Raw genomic sequence first — 24,940 nt, forward strand, 5'->3', positions numbered from 1 at the left:
TAGTTTTTACAGTTCAATAATTAATAGAAATATATCTTATGCACAAGAAAATAATTTCAAGACTAAAAACGCTTGGTATACCTGAGCTTGAAATAATCGATTCTTTAAATGAGCTAAATGGAGATTATATTAATCTTGAAAGTCGATTGCCAAACGGAGAAACAGGTAAGATTCTAGACGACAATAAGAAATATCTTGGGGCACAGGTTGAAATACCGAGCAGTGAGAAGTGCTATGGCATAGCTGCAGATGGAACTATGATAGCTGTTTTTCGTTATGGTTGCGGAGGGAAAGATAGCGAAGTCGTTGCGTGGATAAAAATGCTTGATTAACATTTCTCTTTCAAAAACAATTATTGTATATCTGTTGTTTTTATAGGTAAGTTATAAGTATGAATTATGAATCTCAAATTTCCGTTTATTGCAATCATTATGATTAGTTTATTTGCATCGTGTACTGGTATTCCTAAAAATGCAACAGCAGTCAAAAATTTTGAAGTTGAAAAGTATATGGGGCGGTGGTACGAGATAGCTCGGTTCGATTTTCGGTTTGAACGAAACTTAGATAACACCACTGCTGAATATACCTTGAATGAAAACCAAACGGTCGGTGTGCTAAATCAAGGGCACGATTACATCAAGGATACTTGGAAATCGGCAAAAGGAATAGCTAAATTTATCGGTCCTAAAGATGAAGGCAGGCTAAAGGTTTCTTTCTTCAGGCCGTTTTATGCTTCGTATAATATAATCGCTTTGGATAAGGATTATAAATATGCGCTTGTTGTGGGTAAAAACAAAAAATATATGTGGATTCTTTCACGAACTAAAACTATCCCTGATGATGTAAAAAACAACTATCTTGATTTGGCTAAAAAGCTAGACCTTGATATTGATAAGTTGGTTTGGGTAAATCACGATTGAGCATAGAAAACAGCATATAAAAAAGAACCGATGGATCTTGATCCATCGGTTCTTTTTTATATAAGTCCTGTCAACCTTTGTCGGTTGAGGCAATCGAATGATTAATTACATCATTCCGCCCATTCCGCCACCCATTGGAGGCATTGGAGCAGGGTTTTCTTCTTTCTTGTCAGCGATGATGCACTCTGTAGTTAAGAACATACCTGCAATAGAAGCTGCGTTTTCAAGAGCTACACGAACTACTTTAGCTGGGTCGATAACTCCGGCTGCATTCAGATTCTCGTAAACATCTGCACGAGCGTTGTAACCGAAATCAGCTTTTCCTTCACGTACTTTCTGTACTACAACAGCACCTTCTTTACCGCTGTTAGCTACAATCTGACGAAGAGGCTCTTCGATAGCACGCTTAACGATTTCGATACCGGTAGTTTCGTCTTCATTTTCACCTTTTAGGTCTTCTAGAGTGCTAATAGCACGAATGTAAGCTACACCACCTCCGGGAACTGTACCTTCTTCGATAGCTGCACGAGTTGCAGAAAGAGCATCGTCAACACGGTCTTTCTTTTCTTTCATTTCTACCTCTGACGGAGCTCCTACATAAAGAACAGCTACACCACCTGCCAATTTAGCAAGACGTTCTTGTAGTTTTTCTTTATCGTAGTCTGATGTTGTTTTTTCCATTTGTGCTCTGATCTGAGATACACGAGCAGCAATAGCATCTTTCTCGCCTGCACCGTTTACGATAGTGGTATTATCTTTATTGATAGTTACCTTATCAGCAGTACCAAGCATGTCGATAGTAGCAGCCTCAAGTTTGATGCCTCTCTCTTCTGAGATTACGATACCACCTGTAAGGATAGCGATATCTTCAAGCATTTCTTTACGACGATCACCAAATCCGGGAGCTTTAACCGCAGCAATCTTCAAGCCTGCGCGAAGACGGTTAACTACCAGTGTAGTCAATGCTTCTGAGTCGATATCTTCTGCAATGATTAGCAATGAGCGACCTGATTTAAGAGCAGATTCAAGAATAGGAAGAATGTCTTTCAATACTGAAATCTTCTTGTCGTGAATCAAGATATATGGGTTTTCAAGATCAGCTTCCATTTTCTCTGTATCAGTTACAAAGTATGGAGAGATATAACCTCTGTCAAACTGCATACCTTCTACTACATCCACATAAGTTTCTGTACCTTTTGCTTCTTCAACAGTTATAACTCCTTCTTTCTTTACTTTGCCCATAGCTTCAGCGATCAGCTTACCTATCGTTTCGTCGCCGTTAGCTGATATCTTAGCTACGTGCTCTATCTTCTGTAGGTCATCACCTACAGCTACAGCCTGAGACTTGATGTTTTCTACTACTTTTGCTACAGCTTTATCGATACCACGTTTCAAATCCATTGGATTTGCTCCAGCCGTAACGTTCTTAAGACCAACGCTAACGATAGATTGTGCCAATACTGTGGCAGTAGTAGTACCATCACCCGCATCGTCGTTTGTTTTAGAAGCTACTTCTTTTACAAGTTGAGCTCCCATATTCTGGAATGCTTCTTCCAGTTCTATTTCTTTTGCTACTGTTACACCGTCTTTTGTGATGTGAGGTGCACCAAATTTCTTTTCGATGATTACGTTGCGACCTTTTGGTCCAAGGGTTACTTTTACTGCATTAGCTAATGCATCAACACCTTTTTTTAGCTCGTCGCGAGCATCTATGTTAAACTTAATCTCTTTAGCCATAATGTTATGTTAATTAAAACTGTTAGTATTAAATAATTGCAAGAATATCAGATTGACGCATAATAAGAAAAACTTCACCGTCAAGCTCTACTTCTGTTCCGGCGTATTTGCCATAAAGAACCTGATCTTTTGGTTTTACTATCATATCTTCGTCTTTTGTTCCGTTGCCTACTGCAATAACTTCACCTTTTAGAGGTTTTTCTTTAGCTGTATCCGGAATAATGATACCTCCCACGCTTTTTTCTTCGGCTGCAGCCGGCTTAACAAGCACTCTGTCTGCTAATGGTTTAATACTCATGATTCTTAAATTTTTAATAGTTATATATTAATTTATTTTATGTATTCTGTTTAGATATTAGCGAAATGCGTGCCAAAATATATTTCTGTCAAAACAGCAGAATCATAGAAATGACAAACTGACAAGTAGTCATTTTCGCTAATGTGTTTTATTAAAATAGAGATTATTCTATAACAAAGATGATGGTTTCTTCTGTCGGCGCCCAGTCATATACAAATTTTGCGTGCGATGTCGCATTGCGCACACACATGTGTGAACGGGGTGTAGTGCCTAGTGAAGGGCTGTATTCAATGAATGTGGTACTTGGTGCATTCACCGGAATACCGTGTATATATCCACCATTTGTAAAGCGATTGGCATAAGGAGCAAAGCCTCCTGTTTCCGTTGTGCCATCGACAAGGAAAAACATCTTTACTTTCTTCTCCTGAAGAACAAATAGCCCCAGTGGGGTTTCTTGCTGATATGGCGGCTTATGCAAACCTGTTGTGGCGGGATTCATACTTCTTACAATCCATTTTTTATCTACTTTCTCGAGAGTGACAATATTCTCATTGTTGCGATCTACAAATATTGCATGTTTAAATTGTACGGTATCATGAATTGGTTTTACATATTTCTGAGGAACAAGCCATAACTCTTTGGAGTCTGTTGTGGTTATTTTTCTAAAACTCCCGACATTGTCTTTGAATAGTTTTACTAAGGCACCGTCTCTGCCATAACGTTCTCCTGTAACAGTATCCGTAGGAAGAAAGAGAGGAATCCCTTGAAATCGTTCTACCCCTAATGTGTCGGCAATGCGTTTGTATTCATTCCTTTTATATTTCTTTACAAGAGGTGCTTCTCCATTGTTATTCCGATAGTTCTGTAAAATCCCCCAAGCAAAGAATTCTTGTTGGAAATTTTCGAGAATAGCCAAGCCTTGTTTGATCTTCTCCCATTGGAACTGCCGTGTTGTGTCACGATATGGGTATGTGTCTTGCAGAGTGTATTGGTCGTAAAGAAAATCCTTCTCTATGGTAATATCTTTGGCTTTTATCCTCTGCATTTTTTGAGCATTCTTCATCAAGAGAGAATCCTGACGTAATTGGCTGAGAAATGAGTCTTGTCCGGCTTTTTCGGAACAAGAATTAAATATAAATAAACAAACGAAAAATAAAGAAATTGTTGTCGCTTTCATCAAAACGTAAAATGTTTCTTGAAGTTTATATGATATAATTTAAATACCGACATTTCATTTTTGTCACATATGATACAAACAATAAAAATGCCTGATTGTTCGATGTTTATATCTACACGTAAAACAAAAAGTAACAAAGGTAACACTTATTTGCAGAATTTAGAGTGTCACTGTTTTTATATCGAACCATCTCTTTATGAGATAATTTTAATCGGTCAAAATACAAAATAAAAGAAAGCTAAAAGTTGCAGTATCACATATTTCGCTTTTAAGTATTAAGTGTTAAATAAGCAAGATTATGAACTATTTACTTATCTTTGCTTGATATTTACTTAATACCTCTTATTAATGAAAAAAATCATATTTCTCTTTTTATCAACCCTTGCAATCTTATTCGTTTCTTGTCAGGGTAATTCTTATTCCATAGAAGGAAAGTTTTCGGATAATTCATTCGACACCAAAGTTGCATATTTACAAAAAATAGATAGTATCAACTCTCAGAAGGCAACAGTAATCGACTCCGCAACGATATCTGATGGAAAATTCAGTTTTAAAGGAACAGCTGATGAGCCTATGATGGGATTTGTATCTGTAGGCAAACTTGAGAATGCAGATAATGATACACCGATAGGAACACTGATATTAGAACCGGGTAATATCAAAATTACATTTGATAAAACAAACGTAACTCTTGGAGGAACACCCAAGAATGACGAGTTTAATAATATACACAAGGTAATGAACACTCTTACCGATAAGATATCTAAAATTACGCCTCAGGATGCGAACAACCCTGCAATAAGAGCCGAAGTAGATACTTTGCAAAAACAATTGCAGATGTCGACTTTCAATTTTGCTAAGGCAAATATTTCGAATAAAGCCGGTGAGTTTTTATTTTATTCATCAGCGAAATCATTTAGCAAAGATCAGCTAAAAGAATTGATAGCAGCCAGCGATAGTACATTCCGAAACAGAGATGAGATCAAGGCATTGGTAAAAGAATTGGACAGAGTGAAACCTGAAGTAGGTAATCCATACAGTGATGCTCAATTGATAGATCAAAGTGGACAGATGGTATCCTTGTCTGACTATGTAGGCAAAAATAAATTAGTCTTGATCGATTTCTGGGCTTCATGGTGTCAGCCATGTATTCAGGAAATACCAAATCTTATAAAAACTTATAATGCATACAAATCTAAAGGTCTTGAAATAGTTGGTATATCAGTTGATGATGATAAAAACAAATGGACTGCAGCTGTCCAAAACTATAAAATGACCTGGGTGCAATTGGCAGATGCAACAACAATGGCATCGCAATTATACGGAGTGCAAAGCATCCCGCATACATTACTTATAGATCAAAATGGCGTTGTTATAGCCACCGATTTAAGGGGAAAAGAATTGGAAGATAAAATAGCTGAAATCCTAAAATAATCTTTAAGTCATAAACAATAAGAGTTTTGTCTTTGTTTTAAACGTAACTCTTAAAAAATTAAGATATACTATTTATTAACCACTATTTTGATTTAGAATGAAGAAAATAATTTTGTTTCTTGCAGCAATTGCGATACTTGCTACATCTTGTGTAGAGAAAGATGCTTTTACCATTAAAGGTAAATTACCGAATGGTACGTATGACGGACAACAAGTATATCTAAAGACTTTAGATGAGAATTGGAAAGACCTTGTGGCTGTTGACACAGTAGATGTTGTTGACGGAGAATTTGTTTTCAAAGGACTAGCCAAAGACGGTGCAAAAATACATTTCATCTCATTGGATGATGCACCTGACAATATGAACAGACCTGTTTTGGTGATAGTGGAACCCGGACAGATAGAAGTTTCTCTGGATAGCATTTCTACAGTAAAAGGTACTCCTTTGAATAATGCTTGCCAAGCGTTTAATACAAAGAGCCAGGCTATAGAAAATGAAATGATGTCTATCTCTTCCAAGTTGAGGGATGATTCAACGAATACAGCCAATAAAGCTGAACTTGAAAAACAGTATGAAGACAAATATAATGTTTGGACAAAAGAGACTTTCGACTTTGTAAAGGAAAATATACAAAACCAACTTGGAGTTTATTTCTTATCTCGCAACTTTTATCGCTTCTCTGCCGAACAGCTTAATGAGCTTATTCCGTCTATTAAACCTGAATATAAGTCTATAGCCAGAATACAAAAGGTAGAGAAAGTAGCCAAAGCTCTTGATGCAACGTCTGTAGGGAAAACATTTACCGATATAAAAGGTAAAACTCCGGAAGGAAAAGATATAGCATTAGCAGATTTTGCAGGTAAAGGAAAATATGTCTTGGTCGATTTTTGGGCTTCATGGTGTCCTCCATGTCGTGCCGAAATGCCAAAACTTGTAGAACTTTATAAGCAATACAGTGCCAAAGGGGTTGAGATCGTAGGTATTTCTTTAGACAAAACAAATGAAGACTGGGTGAAAGGAATCAAGAACCTGAATATTACATGGCCTCAAATTTCAGACCTTAAATTCTGGGATAGTGAAGGTGCTGCAATTTATGGTGTGTCTTCTATTCCTCACTTGATGTTGTTAGACAAAGATGGTAAAATATTAGCCAGAGGTCTGAATGCTGAAGAAGCAACTAAAAAGATAGAGGAACTCTTGAAATAATAAAAGAGCCGATCATAAATAAAAAAGCCTGTTTGCAAAAACAGGCTTTTTTGTTACTCAATAGTATCTTATAATACTGTCTTTATTTTTTCTATCTCGTCATCTATATCATTCCACTCGTTGTCGCCCACTTTAGCCCCTATCTTTTGAATTACGTATGCGGCTAGTAGAGTTCCTATTTGCCCACTGATAAAAAGTGAATAGTTTTGTATCAGTCCATATATAAATCCGGCTGCATATAGGTCTCCTGCTCCCGTTGTATCTACACAGTTTACTTTGTATGCGGGAACAAATATCTTTTCGTCTCCTTGTTGTATCCACGATCCTTTGTCTCCAACTTTCACTATAGCTATATCTGTTTGTTTAGCTAATAAAGAGACGGCTTCTTCGGCTTCTACATTCAATAGGGCTCTTGCTTCCTCTTCGTTCGCAAAGACGATGTCTGTGTACGTAGGGATAATGTCTAGAAGAAATTGACGGTTTGCTTCCACTACATTATAACTGGCAAGGTCGAGTACAACTTTTGCTTCTGCTTCTTTGGCTAATTCGATTGCTCTACGGATCAGTGCATGGCTTTGCACCAGATACCCCTCAATGTAGAAATACTTGTAACCTTCAAAATCGGCTGTTTTAAGCTCTTCTGCATCCAATAGGGCAGCAGCACCTAAGTATGTACCAAAAGTACGCTCTCCGTCCTTAGAGATGAACGTAGATGCAACACCCGAAGGTTCATCAACCTCGGTCAGGTGAGATTTGATCTTGTATTTATTTAAGTCTTCTTTAAAGAAGTTTCCATAAAAGTCTTTTCCTACCTTTCCCAGAAAGCCGGTTTCTATTCCCAAACGGGATAAACCTACAATTGTATTCGATGCAGAACCGCCTGATATAATATTCTTTTTTAATTTATTTATTTCACCCGATAATATTTCAAACTTCTTGTCATCTATAAGCTGCATGCTACCTTTCGGTAGTTCAAGCAGTTCTAACATCTTATCGTCTTCTATAATTGCCAAAACATCCACTAAGGCATTGCCCATTCCTAATACTTTTGCCATTCTTCTTCGTTTTTTTTTGCAAAGATATTGCATAATTCAGAAATAAGGTCTATTTTTGCGTCACTTTTGAGAGAAACAAACACTCTTCCTTAGCTCAGTCGGTTAGAGCATCTGACTGTTAATCAGAGGGTCCTTGGTTCAAGTCCAAGAGGAAGAGCAAAATAAACAAGATTTCTTCCAAAAGTACATTCTTCCTTAGCTCAGTCGGTTAGAGCATCTGACTGTTAATCAGAGGGTCCTTGGTTCAAGTCCAAGAGGAAGAGCAAAAAGAGTTACATGAAAATGTAACTCTTTTGTTTTTTTTATATAGATACCTCAAAATCATTAATCTTTCAATAGCAGAAGAGACTGAAGATTTAAAGAGAATCTGACTCCTGCTGTTTTGTAATCGAAGTTGTTGAAAGAAGAAAATACGCCCATCCCAAACAGTCTTGTAATATTTATTGAATAGCCGATCTCTGAATAGAACTTTATGTCGGGAGTATACAATGTCTTAAAGTGTAGTCCTTCAAAAAATGGTTTTCCTTGTAGAAACGAGAGGCGTTTGAGTAAAAAATATTGACTAGCATAATTGAATGAGAGTGTAACCCAGTAATGGTTTGCCTGCAATTCATAATTATCGAGCAAAAGAAATGAGTCGAACAACGAGCCCAAGTTGAAAACAAGGTCGGGCGCACCATAAAACTGGTAATCGGCAAAGTGCAAATTTTTTCTAGGACCGACAAAAGCTCCTGCTTCAAACTTATAGTCTAGTTTATCGAAATAATTCAATCGGATATTTTGCACAGCTCCGCCTTTTATTTTTCGATATTGTGAATTGTTCGTTTGCCAAGAAGAGAAGCCCTCTTCATACTGAAGATGAAAAACAAGGGGTGATTCATTATTCTGGATTGTATAATTTGCAAACGGAACATAAGATAGTCCTACAGAATAATATGTTCTGTCGAAACGCTTATCGGGGTTTATATTCGGTGTGATATTGTCTCTTTCTATAATCGTAAAATCTGTATTGTTATCTAATCCTGCCCGTCTTTCAACTCCAAGCCCGACTGTTAGCTTTAGCTTCTTTGTCAGATCTATATCATTATTTACTGAGACATAATCTTTCTGATAGAAAGAATTGTAGTTTTTACCTAGAAACAAAGAGCTGAAATAGTTATTATATCGCGTTATGCTTAAGCTATTGAAATCGGCAGTATGGGAGCCGATGGAGAACTTTAGCTTTCCTGCTCTTTCGGGCAAGTAATTATACGTAAAGTCGCTTCCTCCTATAAGCCGATGTCTTGCTGTCGTATAGTATATGTAAGGGCTGATTTCGAGCTGTTGATCTTTGTCTATTTGCGATTTTAGATAAAAGCGATTTCCGAGCCAGAAACCATCCACATAGTTATAATCTCTGAATATCATTTTCACACCACCATATCTCAACGACCACTTGCTAGAGTCATTTCCTAAAAAATAATCTCCCAGCAACGCCTTTCCATACCAAGGCTTAGACGCTATTCTTTCTTTTAACCTAAAGTGATCGAGAATTTCCAATCGTTCTGTATTTACAGGAAACATTCTTATGCTATCCCAAAATGTGGAATCTTGAGTATAAGTATCTTTGTTAAATGTTATTTTGTCATTGATTTTTGGTCGTTCATCTCCTCTGCTTATAACACCTATTGCGTCTCCGCCATTATCTATCTTCTTATATTTTAGAGATGTCAGATATGTAACGTTTCCCTTATTTCCTAATATATTGATGCTTATATCAGTTTGATATGTAATCGGAAGGTTAGGGTGGCCATCAATTGTCTGATATGTGATTTGATTAACAGTTTCCAGACCTTGGAATTTTCTATACAACTTAGCACAGGTTATATTACCGTCATCTGTAATGTACAAGTCGCCGTTCAGTAATTTGTAATCATCGTATCGTGGAACAACCTCTATCTTGTTGATGACTTTGCCATCTTCCAAGTAATAGCCTTTATATTTGAATTTATAATAAGACGATACTCTCCTCCCTAAAGGAGAAATACTGCCATTGAACCAATCGGAGAATAAAGATTCACTGAGAAGGCCTATCGCTCCTCTTGTATTCATCGCATCAGCGATATTTCCGGTGTATCCGTTTACCTTAATTTTGTAGCTATCGGGTGCTGTATATTTTACTGCACAATTGATTTCCTGATGTATGATCTTATTCTCGAGATCGGAGACATTTACATTCTCTATTTTCTTTAAGACTGTATTTGTGAGCTCTGTTATTCTGGTTAATGTTAAGTTCCCTTTGATATAGGCACCAGCGTCATACGATGTATAAGATGCCGCTTTTCTTGTTACTTTGTTTAGTATATCGTTTCCTGTCAGTTCTATTTTCCTATCGGTATTTTGATATTCATAGAATGGATATGGTATGAGTGTAATCTCTACTTCACACGCTTTATCCTTTTGAATAGAAATAGACTGTTTCTGCGCTTTATATCCTATCTGTTTATAAACAAAAGTGTAGTTTCCCGGTAGAAGATTGATCTGGAATAATCCCTCATTGTTGGTCACCAACCCCTTTTTTTCTTCTTCTATATAGATAGAAGTATATGGGACAGCGACTCCTGAGGAATTTTTGACAAAACCTTTAAGGTATTGGGAAAAGACCTCACATGGGTATAAAAATAACACAAAAACAACTAAAGCAAGGGTAAGCTTCATCCTTTGATTTCCATAATAAACTATCACCCTTCAAAATTAATATTATTGTAGAATCAAAGAACTTTGCTTATTGTCAATCTTATTCAACAAGAGAAATTATAACATTTTATCACATTTTTGTGACAATAAGAGAAGAGTATGACTTGCTTTAAAACTAGTAGTATTGATTTAAAATGTAGTTTGGTGTTTATTATAAATCAGTGTAGTTAGGTATATCCGATAGATAATTGAAGGACTGTTTATCATAGTCCATTATGCAGCAATAATGATTCAGGCCATTGGACACGATCAGATACTTAACTTTCAATACAATGTTATACCTTACAATCTGATCAAAGACTTGTTGTGTGATATCTACATCCGGCGCCTTATATTCTATAATCATCAGGGGGGATAAATCACGATTATACACTACCGAATCGCAGCGTTTTTTCATCTTGTTAAGATCTATCTGAATTTCGTTCGCAATTAGGGCTGCGGGATAGCCTTTTTCTCTTAACAAAAAGTTCACAAAGTGTTGCCTGACCCACTCTTCGGGTGTCAATGCTACAAACTTACGCCGTAAAGGGTCTAAGATAGAGAGTTTTCCACCTATCTTTTTTACATTTATATCGAAGGACGGTAAATTTAACTCTAACATTTGCTACCTTTGTTAAATCCGCATATCAAATAATAAGGGATAGTGCTTGTTTATTAGACGAACAAAAGTAGAATTTATATGAAAACAAAACAAGAAATTGTCGCAAATTGGCTGCCACGCTATACGAAAAGACCACTCGAGCAATTTACAAAATATATATTATTAACCAACTTTGCCAAATACGTAGAAGTTTTTGCTCATCACTTTAATGTCCCTATTTTAGGATTGGATGGTAATATGCCAAATGCCTCGGCAGAAGGAATTACAATTATAAATTTTGGAATGGGTAGCGCCAATGCTGCTACTATAATGGATCTGTTGAGTGCAGTAGAGCCCGAAGCTGTACTTTTTCTTGGAAAGTGTGGAGGGCTGAAAAAGCATAATAATTTAGGGGATTATATATTACCGATAGCGGCTATCAGAGGAGAAGGAACATCGAATGATTATCTTCCACCCGAAGTGCCGTCTTTACCTGCTTTCAGCCTTTTGAGATCGGTATCTTCTACGATACGTAACCATAATAAGGATTACTGGACAGGAACGGTATACACCACTAATAGACGTGTCTGGGAACATGATGATAAGTTTAAGGAATATCTTCTTCAGATACGAACTATGGCTGTAGATATGGAAACTGCAACACTGTTTACTTGCGGCTTTGCAAATCAGATACCCACAGGGGCATTACTCTTAGTGTCGGATCAGCCAATGATTTCTGATGGTGTAAAAACGGAGAAAAGTGATAACGTTGTCACAAAGAATTTTGTAGAGGAGCATGTCATAGTGGGTATCGAATCGCTAATGACTTTGATTAATAACGGAGAAACAGTAAAACACCTACGCTTCGAAACATGGTAACATTTGAGCAGATAGTTACAGAGATTAAAGCACGAAAGTACAGACCCGTATATCTTTTTATGGGTGATGAGCCTTACTATATAGATGAGCTTACAAATATGCTGACCGAAACCGTTTTGCCTGAAGAGGAACGCGATTTCAATCAGAGTATACTGTATGGGATGGAAACGAATGTTACAGCTGTAATAACGATGGCTCGCAGTTATCCGATGATGTCAGATCATCAACTCATTGTAATCAAAGAAGCTCAAAATCTAAGCAAGATAGAGGAGTTGGAAGTATATGTAAAGAACCCGCTAAAATCTACTATACTTGTTCTCAATTATAAAGGGGGCTCTCTAGATAAACGCAAGAAGCTATATGCCGAGATAGACAAAAACGGAGCCATTTTTGAGTCGAAAAAAATACCGGAGTATAAGATTCCGGCATTTATTACTTCCTATATATTATCAAAAGGTTTGAGCATCGATCAGAAATCTGCACAGATGCTGTCTGATTATCTGGGGAATGATCTGAGTAAGCTTACGAATGAGATCGCAAAGCTGTTAATAGCTATACCGCCCGGGCAGATGCGTATTACGGCAGACCTTATTGAAGAAAATATAGGTATCAGTAAAGATTTCAATAATTTTGAATTGCTAAATGCGATCATAAATAAAAACATATTCAAGGTAAATCAGATTGCCGACTATTTCGAGAAGAATCCGAAGAACAATCCGATGATTATGACCATGTCGGTACTCTTTAACTTTTTCAGCAACCTGATGATTTGTTATTGGGCAAAAAATAAAACAGAGCAAGGGCTTGCAACCGAACTTGGACTTAGAAATCCCTATCAGGCTAAAGACTACGTTATTGCCTTGAAGAATTATAATGCGTTTAAGTGCATGGAAATTATTGGTCTCTTACGTATATACGATGCCAAATCGAAAGGTGTTGATAACAATTCTGCCCCTGACGGGGAATTACTGAAAGAATTACTATATAAAATAACTCACTGAATTTGTACATTATGGGAAAGAGAATAATAACATCATTGCTTTTTTCGCTATTTGTCTCTATTTCATTGTTTGCTGATGGATATATTGACAAGCAGACGTACGTATATTCTGTAAAAGATGGTAACTCGTTGAAGCTGGATAGATACTATCTTAAAGATGATGAAGCAGTAGCTGCAAAGGTTACTCCTTGTATTGTTTTTATGTTCGGAGGTGGTTTTGCTGCCGGTGAACGTGATGGAGAACAGTATGTGGATTATTTTCGCAAGCTGGTAGAAAGAGGATATCAGGTTGTGTCTATCGATTATCGGCTCGGAATGAAAAATATAGGTGATGGCTCGCAGATAGATCCGATGCGTTTTGCAGCATTGTTGACCAATAGTATAACGATGGCTGTAGAAGATCTTTTTGATGCAACGACCTTTGTTTATAATCATGCTGATGATTGGAATATCCAAAAAGATGAGATTATTACAAATGGTTCGAGCGCCGGAGCTGTTGCCGTTCTGCACGGAGAATATGCAATATGCAATAACAGTAAGCTTGCAGAGAAACTCCCTCAAGGGTTTAATTATGCAGGGACAATTGCTTTTGCCGGAGCTATCTTCAGTACAAGTGGAGATTTGAAATGGCAAACAGCACCCTCGCCTATACAGATGTTTCACGGAGATGCCGACAGGAATGTTCCATTTGATAAGACTGAAATGCTTCAGGTTGGGCTGTATGGATCGAAGCATATTGCAAAACAGCTTCAAGAATTAAATACTCCATATTATTTCTACAAAGTAGAAAATGCTGCACATGAAATAGCCGAACGACCGATGAAAGAAAATATAGATGAGGTCTGCTCATTTATTGATAAATTGATTATAGGTAAAGGCAACCTAATAATAAATACAGGTGAGGTGGAAATCGGTAAACCCGAACTGAAAAAAGATTTCGACTTAATTGATTATATAAAAGCGAACTTTGGAGGGTAGCTTTTTGATCTTATTTCATTTTATACAAACTCGTCGGGAAGATTTACTAAATACAGTTTCTTCCCGGCTCGGGTAATTGCCGTATAGAGCCAACGATAAAAATTTATCCCTAAATGTTCTTCCGAAATATAGCCTAAGTCAAGAAAAACGGTACTCCATTCACCCCCCTGTGCCTTGTGGCAAGTGACAGCATAAGCGAATTTTACTTGTACCGCATTATAAAAAGGGTCGGTTTTGAGCTTTTTCATTTTCCCAGCCTTTGTAGATATATCAGAGTAATCTTCTAATATATTTAGGAATAACTCTTCTGCACGCTCACGAGGTAAACCCGAAACATCAGAGTAAAGCGTATCCATAAGTATCTTGATTTCGAACTCTATATCATAATCGAGGCTCCTAACCAAGACATCACAAAAGCGGAATCCATACAATTCTTGTTCACGGCGAACACGAAGCACTTCTACTATTTCACCATTCGCTAAGAAATCTATTCCTTCTATGTTTTCTGTCCAATAATAATTATTTTTGGTGATCATCAGCATATCTCCCGCCGATAATTCTTCCTCTCTGTACAGAATCCTGTTGCGCACCCCCTGATTGTAGATGTTGCATCGCTTATTGGAGCGGGAAACAATCATCGTATTGTCTAGCCCTTCTCTATCATAAGATGCGGATATTTCATCGATAAGATCTTCTCCGTTGATACGTACAATGTCCTCAAAATTATCGAGTAGGAGCTTAGGATATGCTCCCGTTTCCCCCTTGCTCAACAGATTACGTATATTGGTGGCATTATAAAGGATGCCGGAACTTTCAGCTTGCCGCACGATCTGCGAGAGCATAGCCTCATAAACATCGAGTCCGTAACCTTCGAGTACCGCCGTTTGCAGGGCAGGGCTGTCCTCTTCCATAACGGGTGGCAACTGTGCCGAGTCGCCAATAAGCAGTAAGCGGCAGTTTTCGCCTGAATAGACATAATGAATCAGATCATCAAGCAGATGCCCTGTACCAAAGAAGGATGCATCCATTCCACTATTGCTGATCATAGAAGCTTCATCTACAATGAAAAGAGTGTCTTTGTGTAGATTGTCCATCAGTCCAAAGCTTCCGAAGTCTCCTGCATACTTCTGTTGTCGGTATATTTTCTTGTGAATGGTAAAAGCCGGATGGCTGGCATAGGATGAAAATACTTTTGCTGCTCGTCCTGTAGGTGCTAGTAATACTGTTTTTTGCTTAAACTCAGTCATTGTTTTCACTAAGGCTCCCAGCAAGGATGACTTTCCCGTTCCTGCATATCCCCGCAACAAAAACAAAGTCTCTTCTTTTTGCAAAAATAAGAAGTTTACGATCCTCTCTAAGGCTTCATTTTGTTGGTTTGTAGGTTCGAATGGGAAATTCTCTATTATTTTACTGCGGAAGAAATCATTGATCATAGCGGAAGGAAATGGTGAATTGAAGATCAAAAATAGCAGATAAAAATATCTTTTTCTAACTTTGTGTATAGAAATACCAAAATATGTTTTTACCCGAAAGTATAGACCTCGGACAATCAGATAGATATGTGTTATCGATACGTATAACGCCCTATAGCTTTATGTTCTCTATTTCAGATCCTGAGACAAAAGAGAACTATTGTCTGCGTGAAACATCCTTTTCGATGAGCGATAACCTTCTGGCAAATATTCAACGGATCATTTTTGATTTTAATTTTCTTACGCAGGAGTTTAAGCAGGCGAATGTAATTTTCGTTTCTTCAAGCTATGATCTGATTCCTGCCCGATATTTTGATCTTAAGGATAAAGAGCATTTGTATAATTTTACACATGTTGAGAAAGCAAGCCATCTATCTACGGGTTTTATCAAAAACCAGGATGTGACTACATTGTTTAATTTGGATAAAGATATTTTTGACTTTCTATCCAGAAGCCTTTGGGCTCCGCACTTTTTTCATCATACTAATTTGCTTATCAATTACTTTGAAGATAAAAATAAGCTTAAAGGGAATGCTTCGAGAATGTATTTAAACTTTCACGATAATTTCCTTGATATTATTTGTTTTACCGGGCCAAAGTTGGTTCATAGCTTAACATATACGAATGAACAAATAACAAATCAGCTATATTATATTCTTAAACTTTGGGAGCAATGCAGATTCAGTCAACTGGATGATTATCTCTTTATAGTCGGTAATCCCGATCTGCAATTGGTGAAACTTCTGCAACAATATATAAAAAACATTGAGCAACAGAATATTCCAAGTGAGATTTTCTTGTGGAATGAAGACGCTCAAAAAGCTCCATTAGACTTACTAACATTATCATTATGAGAATTATCAGTGGGAAATATAAAGGGCGTAGATTTGATCCTCCCAAAAGTTTCAAAGCACGTCCTACAACAGATTTTGCAAAAGAAAATATATTCAACGTCCTGAACAACTCTATAGACTGGGAAGAAACTACAGCATTAGACCTTTTTGGAGGTACAGGTAGTATTAGTTTCGAATTGGTTTCGCGAGGGTGTCCACGTGTTGTATGTGTAGAGAAAAACTTTGCTCATGCTTCATTCATCGAAAAAACAAAAGCGGAATTACAAATACAATCGGAGCTAATGCTCTCCAAGATGGATGTATTCAGTTATTTGGTGCATTGTAAAGAGCAGTTTGATTTTATTTTTGCCGATCCTCCTTATGATTTAAAGCATTTTGAAGATGTGCCTAAGCTTGTATTTGAAAAAGAATTGATAAAGCCGGGGGGAATATTTATTCTTGAACATTCTAAGGATTATAATTTCTCTAATTATCCGTTATTCGAAGATCAACGAGTATATGGAAGTGTGAATTTCAGCGTATTTAGGAATGGTTCTATATAAAAAAGAAAAGGTTGTCATCTCGACAACCAATCTTCATTGTTAACCTTAAATCTAATACCATGAAAAACACAGTACAAAGATAGTGTATTTTTCATGTTGTAAAACATATTATATAGTTTTTTTTAATCATTTTTTTCTATATTACAATAAATGTATATTATAACGTATAATTAACGTTATATAAAACAATAACTTAGCAGATTTTACCCCGATAATAAGGATTCTATCAATGCCTCAATTTTTTTTATAAAGACTTTATTTGTAAATATCGTTTCCTCTTAATCTGATAGGATAGGGGATGATTTTTTTTGTAATGTTCTCTTTATGTGTTGTTTGTCTGTGTGTTTTGGGGGAGATTTATTTCCTGAATTTATACTCGATGAAAAATTTAGTGACGAGAAAGGAGGTTTAAATTATATATCTATAGAACGGATAGTATATAAAAAAGAAAAGGCTGTCATCACGACAACCAATCTTCATTGTTAACCTTAAATCTAATACCATGAAAAACACAGTACAAAGATAAGTGAATTTTTATGTTGTAAAACATGTTTCACTGTTTTTCTTTATTCGTTTAACTCTATTTAACTTATTCGATGCTGTCCGGTAGTTCTTTTTGAGCTTTAACTCCTAGATCTTTAAGCATTTCTGCCTGTCGTATGAGATTTCCATTGCCTTCTTTCAATTGAGAAAGAGCTTTATCGTATGCTTTCTGAGAACGTTCTATGTTTTTTCCTACATCTTGAAGCGTTTCTACAAAGCCCGCAAACTTATCGTATAAGGCAGCTCCTCGTTTGGCTATCTCTATGGCATTGCGGCTTTGGTATTCACGTTTCCACAGGTCGGCTACTACTTTTAATGAGGCTACCAAGTTTGTAGGACTTATCAATAAGATACGTTTGCGATATGCATAATCCCACAAAGTGGAATCGAGCTGCATCGCTAATATATAAGCCGGTTCGTTAGGGATGAACATCATCACAAAGTCGAGAGATTCTACATAGTCCTGATATGCTTTTTGGCTCAGTTCATCAATGTGTTGCCTTACAGAAGTAATATGTTCTTTTTCGGCAGAGATTTTTACTGCATCTACTTCGGCTTCCACATACTTTATATAGGCACTTAGGGATACTTTCGAGTCTATGATAATTTTTCGCCCGCCCGGATAAACAACTGTAACATCAGGCTGCATATATTTATTTTGCGTGTTCTGAATGCGTGTTCCATTTTCGTCGGTAATAAATTCCTGAGTGAAATATTCTTCTCCTTTTTTGAGTCCCGATTTTTCTAATATAGATTCCAGAATCATTTCGCCCCAGTTACCCTGTATCTTATTGCTGCCTTTCAGCGCTTTCGTTAAGTTGTTAGCATCTTCGCTTATCTGATTATTCAGAGCAACCAGATCTTTGATGCGTTCTTCGAGCGAAAAACGCTGCTTCGATTCTTTATCGTACGTTTCTTCTACTTTTACTTTAAACTCAACCAGTTTTTCGTTCAGGGGTTTCAGTATAGCCTCCATATTCGCCTTGTTCACATCGGTGAAGCGAAGGGTTTTTTCTTCCAATATTTGTGTCGCTAATATTTGAAAATCTTTATTTAGCTGAGTCCGGGTATTCAATAACTCTTCTTGCTGAATGCGCAATTGTTCTTCTCTGGACTGTAGTAAAGCTTTATTTTCTGCAATCTCTTTCACATGCTCTAATTGAGCCATTTGTAAAGATTCCTTGTCGCGAGTTAAGCGAACAACTTCTTCCTTTAGTTCAGATTCTCTCTGCTTATTGTTTCTTTGGATTAAATAAATGACAATTGCAGCCAGGATCAATATTACGCCGGCATAAACTAATTCCATATTGATTTGTTTTAAAAGAAACGGAAAGTTATTTAAAAGATTCCCTTTAACAAAATTTGCCTCAAAAAACTTGTGAACATCTTTGTTCAAAGATATTTTTGTCTGGTAAATGAAGGAATGAAAATATTATACAGTAAACATTTTCCTCCGGGGAACTTCGGAGCAATCAACCTGTTTGGAATAATCATTGCTCGTAAGGATTATGGTAGGCTGACTGATGCCGAAATAAACCATGAGTGTATACATACACGACAAATGGCTGAAATGCTCGTCATATTCTTTTATATAAGCTATTTGATAGAGTGGATCGTTCGCTTGATACAATATAGGAATATGTTTGATGCTTATGTAAATATTTCGTACGAACGCGAGGCGTATAGCAATATGTATAATATTGAATATCTGAAAAAGAGAAGACCTTTTACTTTTAAAAATTATTATAAAAAAACGGTATGAAACTTAGATTATTCATATATTTATTATGTACCGTGATCGTAGGGGGAGTATCATGCGTACAGAGTCAAAATAAAATAGAACAAGGTAATATGAAATACAATAAACTGACACCCGAAGAAGAAAGGGTAATAATACATAAAGGCACAGAAGCTCCTTATACAGGAGAATATGTGAATAATAAGCAGGCTGGAGTGTATGTGTGTAGAAGATGTAATGCCCCTCTGTATAATTCATTTGATAAATTTGATTCTCATTGTGGGTGGCCTTCTTTTGATGATGAAATAAAGGGTGCTGTAAAACGTGTTCCTGATGCCGATGGAAGACGAACTGAAATAATATGTACAAACTGTGGTGCTCATTTAGGACATGTATTCCTCAACGAAGGCTTCACGGCAAAAGAGACAAGGCACTGTGTAAACTCGATATCACTAAAATTTATACCTCAAGAGAATAAAATGATTAAGAAAGCTTATTTTGCCTCCGGTTGTTTTTGGGGCACAGAGTATTATTTCATGAAAGCCAAAGGCGTGGCACATACCGCTGTAGGCTTTATGGGTGGGCATGTAGATCATCCTAGTTACGAACAAGTTTGTCAGAAAAATACCGGACATTTAGAAACAACTGAAGTAGATTATGATACTTCGAAAACATCGTATGAAGATCTTGTCAAGCTGTTTTTCGAAACGCATGATTTTACTCAAACAAATGGGCAAGGTCCGGATATTGGGCCTCAGTATCTGTCTTGCATATTTTATGCCGATGAGAATGAAAAAAATATTGCTGAAAAATATATATCGATTCTACAAAAAAAAGGTTATAAGGTTGCAACAATGCTAAAACCTTTATCTACATTCTGGAAAGCAGAAGATTATCATCAGCAATATTACGAGCACAAAGGAACAACTCCTTATTGCCATGTATATAAAAAGATATTTGAATAGTTGGATTGCCTATTAATTAATAGGTTAATAAATATATTGTTAATTTGAATACATTAAATTATTATATTTAATGTATTCATATTATTTTTGTGGCTTAACTAAAAATCAGAAAAGTATTTTAATTAAATTATTTTTTTATGCTTAAAACAATCTTATCTATTTCTGGAAAACCCGGACTTTACAAACTTGTATCGAACAGTAAGAATATGGTTATTGTAGAGTCTCTCGCAGATAACAAAAAGATTCCTATTCATCCACGTGATAAAGTAGTATCATTGGGAGATATCTCTATATACACAGAAACTGATGATGTGCCTTTAAAAAGCATTCTTGCTTCTATCAAAGAGAAAGAAAATGGGGCTAAAGTATCAATCAGTGCAAACTCAAAGCCTGAAGAATTAAAGAGATACTTCGAAGAGGTATTACCTGAGTTTGATAAGGATCGTGTTTACCCGACAGATATCAAGAAAATAATAAACTGGTATAATATAATTATCGAGTCTGGTTTCGACTTCGAACAAGAAGATAACAGCAGCGAAGAGAATACGGAAGATAACGAGTAGTATTTGCTGTCGCTAATAATGTTTTCAGACCTTAAGGTATTCTTTATGTATTTCTGAGGTCTACGTTTTATAATAAGAACCCCTTCAAAGGCCTCCCCGAAAATGGAGAAGTTTGGAGGGATTCTTATTTTGTGGGCTCTTTATTTCTCCAAAGATGGTTGCGACTATTGTCTTATATTTTATAGATAAGCCTCTTTCTATTTCCTATGTGTAGGTATACAAAAAAAAGCTTATCTGATTACAGATAAGCTTCCTTATATTATATGATTTTTATATTTTCCTTATTCAGTAGGAGGTGTTGTAGGCTGTTGGGTAGGAGCCGGAGTAGTTGTACTTGCTGCACCTTGACCTTGATTAAGAGGTAAAGTAGTAGACATATCAGGTGTTCCTGTAGCAGGAGTAGTTGGTATGCTTATATCCGGTTTTGCTGTTCCTAAACCACCTTTAGGTCTGATCATAACACAAACAATACTCATTATCATGATGAAACCAGCCAATCCCCAAGTTGCTTTCTCTAAGAAGTCTGTGGTTTTACGAACTCCCATGATTGCATTTGAAGATGAAAATCCTGATGAAAGGCCTCCGCCTTTTGAGTTTTGAACAAGAACTATAAGTACCAAGGCTATAGCTGCTATCACAATTAATATGGTAATAAGTGCGATCATTTTTTATCTTTAGATTTTGAATTTATAATCAATTTTTCGAGAAAACTCAATTGGTCTGCAAAGTAAATATTTTTTTTTGGATAATTCAAACTTAAATGTTTAATTATTTTGTATGCTTTCTCATACTTCTGCTGCTTTATATATATTTTGGCAAGGGTCTCGGTGAAAAACAAGTCTTCATTTAATTCATCCTGATCTTCATTGCTGTCTTTTAGTTCATAAGTATGATCTCGGAGCGACTCATCTTCTTTCTCTATTTGGATGTGGATGCCATCTTCTTCCGATTTAGTAATGAAGGTATCTATAATATCTTGATGCTTGAGTTGCAGGTTACTCTCTTTTTTGTTCTCTTCTTCCTGAGGCTGATACTGTATGTATGAAAAATAATCGGTTGTGGCTATGCTCGAATGGGATATACTATACTCCAGTTGCATGTCATCGCTGATTGTTTCGCCTCGAGACTCAAAAAAAGCATTTAATAGAATGTTCGTCTTATCTTCAGCAATTTCTTTTTTACCTGTTTCTACAAAGAATTGTTGATATTCTTCACTGAATATATAATAGAATAGAGCTCTTCTGTCAGCTATTGTAATACTGAGCCTTTCCAGTTCTGTTTTATATCTTTCAGGTTCGTATACATACACAGCTTTTAGATATATGAAAATGGCAACTTGAAAAAAAGGGTATTCGAAAGCAATTCTCTCCAGACTTCCGATATCGGATTTGGATGGAGAGTTTTTTTGAATAATAAATTCATTAAGCTTCTGAATATCCATGTTTAAGATCTTATAGCAATATTTAAGATTATTGTTTACTACCAATTCGACATGGTTGCATTAAATATCTGGTCTACTATCTCTTTTGTGAGTTCTTCTCCGAGTTTATCTTGTACATCGGTAAGCATTTTGCTACTCTCAAAATCTCGATATGCCGAGATTGTCTCCTCTTTATCCTCTTCCGGTCTCACATTGTTTCTAAATCGGAATTTAACCGCCATCGTAAGTCGAGTCTGCGAAGCCAGATTGTTTTCCTGCACAGCCAGAGGTGTCAGATCCCAACGTACAATCTCGCCTTCTATTTCCATTGACGGCGCTACACTGGTAAACTGTAGTTTGGTTCCGCGTATAAACACATCTTTCATCTCCTCATTAAACATTTGAGCTAACATAGGATATACGTTAGGCGACTGGTTTTGGAAGTCGCGAATCTCTAAAGTGGGTGTTTCGGAATAGTTAATGTTCGAACCGTTAAACTTGTATGAAATTGTACAAGCTGTCATCATGATTAACACTAGGATCAACAGACCGATTTTTTTCATAAATTTTCCAGATTATATTCTTTTATTTTTCTGTATAGTGTACGTTCCGATATTTTCAGGTCTTGAGCCGCATTCTTACGCTTTCCGTTATGACGATCCAACGCTTTTATGATCATGTCTTTTTCTACATCCTGTAGCGAAAGTGTTTCCTCTTCATATTCGGGAGCTTCTATTATATCTACGTCAGCAATATCATTTCTGGTAGGGGTAATAGTATGAGGATCATTTTTTATAGTAAGAGGTGTAGTTGCTCCTTTGTCAGCTGCACTTACTACCATAGTGGGTAAAGTGTTATCGCTTTTGCTGATTGTGGATGCAGATACAGCATCTGAGGCTTTTAGATTTCCGGCAACAATATCATGAACAATTTTTTTTAGCTCGTTCATGTCTTTTTTCATATCAAAAAGTACCTGATAGAGTATTTCTCGCTCATTACTAAAGTTTTTAGGATCATTATGTCCCGCAGAAGTGTGTATGGGAATTAAGCCAACCTCGTTTGCCGGAAGATAAAGTTTTAGTATATCCGGAGTTATTTCTCTTGCCTGTTCTATAATTGATATCTGTTCGGTGATGTTCTTTAGCTGGCGAATATTCCCCGGCCAATAGTAGTCTTTGAGCATTTGTTTTGCCGATTCGGTTAAAACAATAGACGGCATGTTGTATTTTTCAGCACAGTCGCTTGCAAACTTTCTAAAGAGTAGAGGAATGTCGTCTTTCCTGTCTCTTAGTGCAGGTATCCGAATGGGGACAGTGTTTAAGCGGTAATACAAGTCTTCACGAAAACGTCCGTTTCGTGTAGCTGTTATCATGTCCAGATTTGTAGCCGCAACAACACGTACATCTGTTTTCTCTACTTTTGATGATCCTACTTTTATAAATTCACCAGTCTCGAGTACCCGAAGTAAACGAGCCTGTGTAGAAAGGGGTAATTCTCCTACTTCGTCGAGGAATAGTGTCCCTCCATTCGCTACTTCGAAATACCCTTTTCGTTCGCCTGTAGCTCCGGTAAAGGATCCTTTTTCGTGTCCGAAAAGTTCTGAATCTATAGTGCCTTCGGGGATAGACCCACAGTTGACCGCAATATAAGTTCCATGTTTACGATGGCTGAACTGATGGATAATCTGCGGAAAACTTTCTTTTCCCACTCCGCTCTCTCCTGTCACTAGTACAGACATATCGGTAGGTGCTACCTGAAGCGCTATGTCTATAGCTCGGTTAAGATCGGGTGTGTTCCCTATGATGCCGAAGCGTTGTTTTACCTGTTGTATATCTGGTCTTGCCATTTTATTAGATAGATAAGTCACAAATAAACAAAAGTTTATATGTGAAGTTTAACGAAACCTGACAAAATTACATATTAATTTCAGTTTTGTCAGTCTTTTTTAGTGAAGATTTCTAAAGGTGATGAGTTTAATCTGTAGATTTAGCTAAAGCGTATGTTTTAGCTTTCAAAAACTCTCCGAATTCCTTTATATCTGTATGTTTTGCCTGTTCTTCCGGTAGTATTGGCTCACCCAATCGTAAGTATATAGTTTTACTCTTTTTATTATACACTTCATGTCCTAACCTCAATGAACGGAGTCTCCAATTTACAAGATCAAGAAAGTTAAAGAACCAAGAATTTTTACCGCTAAAGTACATTGGTATCACAGGTACTTTCGATTTTTTTATCAGCTTTAGCACTGGTTCTTGCCATTCACGGTCTTCAACCTCCATTCTGAAGTTTCTTACTTTTGTCTTAGAGACAGCACCGGCAGGGAAGAATCCCAATGGATGTCCGCTTTTGATATGTTCGATGGATTGTTTTATTCCTTCGAGGCTTGACTTACTTGCCATTTTTCCGCTTTGGAAAGGATTAACAGCAATGAAGTTGGGAGACATTGTGTCTATCATACCGAGAATGAAATTTACCATCATTTTATAGTCGGGGCGAACCGATGCGATTGTGGCAATGGCGGCAATACCATCTATGTGACCGTATGCATGGTTCGAGACAGTGATAAACGAAGCTTCTTCGTATTGGTTAAGCACTTCTATGTTTTCGACTACTATATTGACACCAACGTCTTGTAATAAATGTTTGCAAAATTCAGGGCCTTCGTATTGCTTCGAAGTATCGTAGATGCGGTTGACCTTATTCATTCCGGTCAGCCACATAGCAAATTTTATAAGTATATTTCCAAATGGACCACGCAAAATAGGGCTCATTTTGCGAACATCATCATAGCTCAGTAATTTTTCCTTCATGCTGCTGTTTTTTTACTGTTGCAAATTTCGTT

General features: G+C 36.7%; 25 protein-coding genes and 2 tRNA genes. 14 read left to right on the forward strand and 13 right to left on the reverse strand.

The window, feature by feature from the left end:
• Nucleotides 1-38: 38 nt before the first annotated feature.
• Both E4T88_RS01575 and E4T88_RS01580 read left to right on the forward strand, forming a co-directional pair.
• Nucleotides 39-332: a hypothetical protein gene (locus tag E4T88_RS01575; protein ID WP_135103736.1), complete on the forward strand. Its 294-nt coding sequence runs from the start codon at nucleotides 39-41 to the stop codon at nucleotides 330-332.
• Nucleotides 333-398: 66 nt separating this feature from the next.
• A complete protein-coding gene (locus tag E4T88_RS01580) occupies nucleotides 399-920 on the forward strand; it encodes a lipocalin family protein (protein WP_135103737.1) in 522 nt (173 codons plus the stop codon).
• 105 nt (nucleotides 921-1,025) lie between these two features.
• On the opposite strand, the gene groL is transcribed toward E4T88_RS01580, so the two are convergent.
• From groL to E4T88_RS01595, 3 genes are all read right to left on the reverse strand, one after another.
• Nucleotides 1,026-2,657: a chaperonin GroEL gene (gene groL / locus E4T88_RS01585; RefSeq protein ID WP_135103738.1), complete on the reverse strand. Its 1,632-nt coding sequence runs from the start codon at nucleotides 2,655-2,657 to the stop codon at nucleotides 1,026-1,028.
• 28 nt (nucleotides 2,658-2,685) lie between these two features.
• Nucleotides 2,686-2,955: a co-chaperone GroES gene (locus E4T88_RS01590; protein WP_006842334.1), complete on the reverse strand. Its 270-nt coding sequence runs from the start codon at nucleotides 2,953-2,955 to the stop codon at nucleotides 2,686-2,688.
• Between the two features lie 163 nt (nucleotides 2,956-3,118).
• Nucleotides 3,119-4,132, reverse strand: a complete 1,014-nt coding sequence (locus E4T88_RS01595; protein WP_135103739.1) for a L,D-transpeptidase — start codon at nucleotides 4,130-4,132, stop codon at nucleotides 3,119-3,121.
• Between the two features lie 348 nt (nucleotides 4,133-4,480).
• On the opposite strand from E4T88_RS01595, the gene E4T88_RS01600 reads away from it, so the two are divergent.
• Together E4T88_RS01600 and E4T88_RS01605 are read left to right on the forward strand one after the other, a co-directional pair.
• Complete coding sequence (locus tag E4T88_RS01600) at nucleotides 4,481-5,566, forward strand: TlpA disulfide reductase family protein (RefSeq protein ID WP_135103740.1); 1,086 nt, start codon at nucleotides 4,481-4,483, stop codon at nucleotides 5,564-5,566.
• A 97-nt stretch (nucleotides 5,567-5,663) separates the two neighbouring features.
• Nucleotides 5,664-6,773, forward strand: coding sequence for a TlpA disulfide reductase family protein (locus E4T88_RS01605; protein ID WP_135103741.1), 1,110 nt, complete (start codon nucleotides 5,664-5,666; stop codon nucleotides 6,771-6,773).
• 68 nt (nucleotides 6,774-6,841) lie between these two features.
• On the opposite strand, the gene E4T88_RS01610 is transcribed toward E4T88_RS01605, so the two are convergent.
• A complete protein-coding gene (locus E4T88_RS01610; RefSeq protein ID WP_135103742.1) occupies nucleotides 6,842-7,828 on the reverse strand; it encodes an adenosine kinase in 987 nt (328 codons plus the stop codon).
• An 83-nt stretch (nucleotides 7,829-7,911) separates the two neighbouring features.
• Between E4T88_RS01610 and E4T88_RS01615 the strand changes: the two genes are divergently transcribed.
• Both E4T88_RS01615 and E4T88_RS01620 read left to right on the forward strand, forming a co-directional pair.
• A tRNA-Asn gene (locus E4T88_RS01615) sits at nucleotides 7,912-7,985 on the forward strand.
• 32 nt (nucleotides 7,986-8,017) lie between these two features.
• Nucleotides 8,018-8,091 (forward strand) — tRNA-Asn (locus E4T88_RS01620).
• Nucleotides 8,092-8,152: 61 nt separating this feature from the next.
• On the opposite strand, the gene E4T88_RS01625 is transcribed toward E4T88_RS01620, so the two are convergent.
• Together E4T88_RS01625 and E4T88_RS01630 are read right to left on the reverse strand one after the other, a co-directional pair.
• On the reverse strand, nucleotides 8,153-10,525 hold the full coding sequence (locus E4T88_RS01625) for a DUF5686 family protein (protein WP_135103743.1): 2,373 nt from the start codon (nucleotides 10,523-10,525) through the stop codon (nucleotides 8,153-8,155).
• 190 nt (nucleotides 10,526-10,715) lie between these two features.
• Entirely contained in the window at nucleotides 10,716-11,165 is a 450-nt protein-coding gene (locus E4T88_RS01630) for a type I restriction enzyme HsdR N-terminal domain-containing protein (RefSeq protein WP_135103744.1), read from the reverse strand.
• Nucleotides 11,166-11,243: 78 nt separating this feature from the next.
• Here E4T88_RS01630 and E4T88_RS01635 point away from each other — a divergent pair, with 78 nt between their 5' ends.
• The 3 genes from E4T88_RS01635 to E4T88_RS01645 are packed head-to-tail and all read left to right on the forward strand — an operon-like array spanning nucleotide 11,244 to nucleotide 14,001.
• A complete protein-coding gene (locus E4T88_RS01635) occupies nucleotides 11,244-12,023 on the forward strand; it encodes an AMP nucleosidase (protein ID WP_135103745.1) in 780 nt (259 codons plus the stop codon).
• Entirely contained in the window at nucleotides 12,017-13,024 is a 1,008-nt protein-coding gene (holA, locus tag E4T88_RS01640; RefSeq protein ID WP_135103746.1) for a DNA polymerase III subunit delta, read from the forward strand. The genes E4T88_RS01635 and holA overlap by 7 nt, the downstream gene beginning before the upstream one ends.
• Before the next feature lie 11 nt (nucleotides 13,025-13,035).
• Nucleotides 13,036-14,001 carry an alpha/beta hydrolase gene (locus E4T88_RS01645; RefSeq protein ID WP_135103747.1) on the forward strand — a complete coding sequence of 322 codons (966 nt, stop codon included), beginning with the start codon at nucleotides 13,036-13,038 and terminating at the stop codon, nucleotides 13,999-14,001.
• A 20-nt stretch (nucleotides 14,002-14,021) separates the two neighbouring features.
• Here the strand turns inward: E4T88_RS01645 and E4T88_RS01650 are convergent, their stop codons facing one another.
• Entirely contained in the window at nucleotides 14,022-15,434 is a 1,413-nt protein-coding gene (locus E4T88_RS01650) for an ATP-dependent DNA helicase (RefSeq protein ID WP_135103748.1), read from the reverse strand.
• Between the two features lie 83 nt (nucleotides 15,435-15,517).
• On the opposite strand from E4T88_RS01650, the gene E4T88_RS01655 reads away from it, so the two are divergent.
• Nucleotides 15,518-16,327 (forward strand): DUF3822 family protein, encoded by an 810-nt coding sequence (locus E4T88_RS01655; protein WP_135103749.1) that lies wholly within the window; start codon nucleotides 15,518-15,520, stop codon nucleotides 16,325-16,327.
• On the forward strand, nucleotides 16,324-16,869 hold the full coding sequence (locus E4T88_RS01660) for an RsmD family RNA methyltransferase (protein ID WP_135103750.1): 546 nt from the start codon (nucleotides 16,324-16,326) through the stop codon (nucleotides 16,867-16,869). The genes E4T88_RS01655 and E4T88_RS01660 overlap by 4 nt, the downstream gene beginning before the upstream one ends.
• Before the next feature lie 589 nt (nucleotides 16,870-17,458).
• Here the strand turns inward: E4T88_RS01660 and E4T88_RS01665 are convergent.
• Nucleotides 17,459-18,718, reverse strand: a complete 1,260-nt coding sequence (locus tag E4T88_RS01665) for a DNA recombination protein RmuC (RefSeq protein ID WP_135103751.1) — start codon at nucleotides 18,716-18,718, stop codon at nucleotides 17,459-17,461.
• 117 nt (nucleotides 18,719-18,835) lie between these two features.
• On the opposite strand from E4T88_RS01665, the gene E4T88_RS01670 reads away from it, so the two are divergent.
• The 3 genes from E4T88_RS01670 (at nucleotide 18,836) to E4T88_RS01680 (ending at nucleotide 20,678) form a co-directional block, all read left to right on the forward strand.
• Nucleotides 18,836-19,174 (forward strand): hypothetical protein, encoded by a 339-nt coding sequence (locus E4T88_RS01670; protein ID WP_135103752.1) that lies wholly within the window; start codon nucleotides 18,836-18,838, stop codon nucleotides 19,172-19,174.
• The gene (locus E4T88_RS01675; RefSeq protein ID WP_135103753.1) at nucleotides 19,171-20,115 is read left to right on the forward strand and encodes a bifunctional methionine sulfoxide reductase B/A protein; all 945 of its coding nucleotides are present in this window, start codon (nucleotides 19,171-19,173) and stop codon (nucleotides 20,113-20,115) included. The genes E4T88_RS01670 and E4T88_RS01675 overlap by 4 nt, the downstream gene beginning before the upstream one ends.
• 137 nt (nucleotides 20,116-20,252) lie before the next feature.
• On the forward strand, nucleotides 20,253-20,678 hold the full coding sequence (locus E4T88_RS01680; protein ID WP_006842350.1) for a DUF5606 family protein: 426 nt from the start codon (nucleotides 20,253-20,255) through the stop codon (nucleotides 20,676-20,678).
• A 281-nt stretch (nucleotides 20,679-20,959) separates the two neighbouring features.
• Here the strand turns inward: E4T88_RS01680 and secG are convergent, their stop codons facing one another.
• The 5 genes from secG to E4T88_RS01705 all read right to left on the reverse strand — a co-directional run bounded on the left by secG (nucleotide 20,960) and on the right by E4T88_RS01705 (nucleotide 24,908).
• Nucleotides 20,960-21,343, reverse strand: a complete 384-nt coding sequence (gene secG / locus E4T88_RS01685; RefSeq protein WP_135103754.1) for a preprotein translocase subunit SecG — start codon at nucleotides 21,341-21,343, stop codon at nucleotides 20,960-20,962.
• Nucleotides 21,340-22,119: a DUF8458 domain-containing protein gene (locus tag E4T88_RS01690; protein ID WP_135103755.1), complete on the reverse strand. Its 780-nt coding sequence runs from the start codon at nucleotides 22,117-22,119 to the stop codon at nucleotides 21,340-21,342. Before E4T88_RS01690 ends, secG begins: the two co-directional genes overlap by 4 nt.
• Before the next feature lie 38 nt (nucleotides 22,120-22,157).
• Nucleotides 22,158-22,661 (reverse strand): LPS assembly lipoprotein LptE, encoded by a 504-nt coding sequence (lptE, locus tag E4T88_RS01695; RefSeq protein WP_135103756.1) that lies wholly within the window; start codon nucleotides 22,659-22,661, stop codon nucleotides 22,158-22,160.
• Nucleotides 22,658-23,944, reverse strand: a complete 1,287-nt coding sequence (locus E4T88_RS01700; RefSeq protein WP_135103757.1) for a sigma 54-interacting transcriptional regulator — start codon at nucleotides 23,942-23,944, stop codon at nucleotides 22,658-22,660. Before E4T88_RS01700 ends, lptE begins: the two co-directional genes overlap by 4 nt.
• A 127-nt stretch (nucleotides 23,945-24,071) precedes the next feature.
• Nucleotides 24,072-24,908, reverse strand: a complete 837-nt coding sequence (locus E4T88_RS01705) for a 1-acyl-sn-glycerol-3-phosphate acyltransferase (protein ID WP_135103758.1) — start codon at nucleotides 24,906-24,908, stop codon at nucleotides 24,072-24,074.
• Between the last annotated feature and the right edge of the window lie 32 nt (nucleotides 24,909-24,940).

The sequence above is a fragment of the Dysgonomonas mossii genome, from assembly GCF_004569505.1.
Lineage (GTDB): Bacteria > Bacteroidota > Bacteroidia > Bacteroidales > Dysgonomonadaceae > Dysgonomonas.

What these genes read in the sequence shown, in the direction of transcription:
- E4T88_RS01575 (WP_135103736.1), top strand. Translation starts at nt 39, where the DNA reads ATGCACAAGAAAATAATTTCAAGACTAAAAACGCTTGGTATACCTGAG.
- E4T88_RS01580 (WP_135103737.1), top strand. Translation starts at nt 399, where the DNA reads ATGAATCTCAAATTTCCGTTTATTGCAATCATTATGATTAGTTTATTT.
- groL (WP_135103738.1), bottom strand. Translation starts at nt 2,657, where the DNA reads ATGGCTAAAGAGATTAAGTTTAACATAGATGCTCGCGACGAGCTAAAA.
- E4T88_RS01590 (WP_006842334.1), bottom strand. Translation starts at nt 2,955, where the DNA reads ATGAGTATTAAACCATTAGCAGACAGAGTGCTTGTTAAGCCGGCTGCA.
- E4T88_RS01595 (WP_135103739.1), bottom strand. Translation starts at nt 4,132, where the DNA reads ATGAAAGCGACAACAATTTCTTTATTTTTCGTTTGTTTATTTATATTT.
- E4T88_RS01600 (WP_135103740.1), top strand. Translation starts at nt 4,481, where the DNA reads ATGAAAAAAATCATATTTCTCTTTTTATCAACCCTTGCAATCTTATTC.
- E4T88_RS01605 (WP_135103741.1), top strand. Translation starts at nt 5,664, where the DNA reads ATGAAGAAAATAATTTTGTTTCTTGCAGCAATTGCGATACTTGCTACA.
- E4T88_RS01610 (WP_135103742.1), bottom strand. Translation starts at nt 7,828, where the DNA reads ATGGCAAAAGTATTAGGAATGGGCAATGCCTTAGTGGATGTTTTGGCA.
- E4T88_RS01625 (WP_135103743.1), bottom strand. Translation starts at nt 10,525, where the DNA reads ATGAAGCTTACCCTTGCTTTAGTTGTTTTTGTGTTATTTTTATACCCA.
- E4T88_RS01630 (WP_135103744.1), bottom strand. Translation starts at nt 11,165, where the DNA reads ATGTTAGAGTTAAATTTACCGTCCTTCGATATAAATGTAAAAAAGATA.
- E4T88_RS01635 (WP_135103745.1), top strand. Translation starts at nt 11,244, where the DNA reads ATGAAAACAAAACAAGAAATTGTCGCAAATTGGCTGCCACGCTATACG.
- holA (WP_135103746.1), top strand. Translation starts at nt 12,017, where the DNA reads ATGGTAACATTTGAGCAGATAGTTACAGAGATTAAAGCACGAAAGTAC.
- E4T88_RS01645 (WP_135103747.1), top strand. Translation starts at nt 13,036, where the DNA reads ATGGGAAAGAGAATAATAACATCATTGCTTTTTTCGCTATTTGTCTCT.
- E4T88_RS01650 (WP_135103748.1), bottom strand. Translation starts at nt 15,434, where the DNA reads ATGATCAATGATTTCTTCCGCAGTAAAATAATAGAGAATTTCCCATTC.
- E4T88_RS01655 (WP_135103749.1), top strand. Translation starts at nt 15,518, where the DNA reads ATGTTTTTACCCGAAAGTATAGACCTCGGACAATCAGATAGATATGTG.
- E4T88_RS01660 (WP_135103750.1), top strand. Translation starts at nt 16,324, where the DNA reads ATGAGAATTATCAGTGGGAAATATAAAGGGCGTAGATTTGATCCTCCC.
- E4T88_RS01665 (WP_135103751.1), bottom strand. Translation starts at nt 18,718, where the DNA reads ATGGAATTAGTTTATGCCGGCGTAATATTGATCCTGGCTGCAATTGTC.
- E4T88_RS01670 (WP_135103752.1), top strand. Translation starts at nt 18,836, where the DNA reads ATGAAAATATTATACAGTAAACATTTTCCTCCGGGGAACTTCGGAGCA.
- E4T88_RS01675 (WP_135103753.1), top strand. Translation starts at nt 19,171, where the DNA reads ATGAAACTTAGATTATTCATATATTTATTATGTACCGTGATCGTAGGG.
- E4T88_RS01680 (WP_006842350.1), top strand. Translation starts at nt 20,253, where the DNA reads ATGCTTAAAACAATCTTATCTATTTCTGGAAAACCCGGACTTTACAAA.
- secG (WP_135103754.1), bottom strand. Translation starts at nt 21,343, where the DNA reads ATGATCGCACTTATTACCATATTAATTGTGATAGCAGCTATAGCCTTG.
- E4T88_RS01690 (WP_135103755.1), bottom strand. Translation starts at nt 22,119, where the DNA reads ATGGATATTCAGAAGCTTAATGAATTTATTATTCAAAAAAACTCTCCA.
- lptE (WP_135103756.1), bottom strand. Translation starts at nt 22,661, where the DNA reads ATGAAAAAAATCGGTCTGTTGATCCTAGTGTTAATCATGATGACAGCT.
- E4T88_RS01700 (WP_135103757.1), bottom strand. Translation starts at nt 23,944, where the DNA reads ATGGCAAGACCAGATATACAACAGGTAAAACAACGCTTCGGCATCATA.
- E4T88_RS01705 (WP_135103758.1), bottom strand. Translation starts at nt 24,908, where the DNA reads ATGAAGGAAAAATTACTGAGCTATGATGATGTTCGCAAAATGAGCCCT.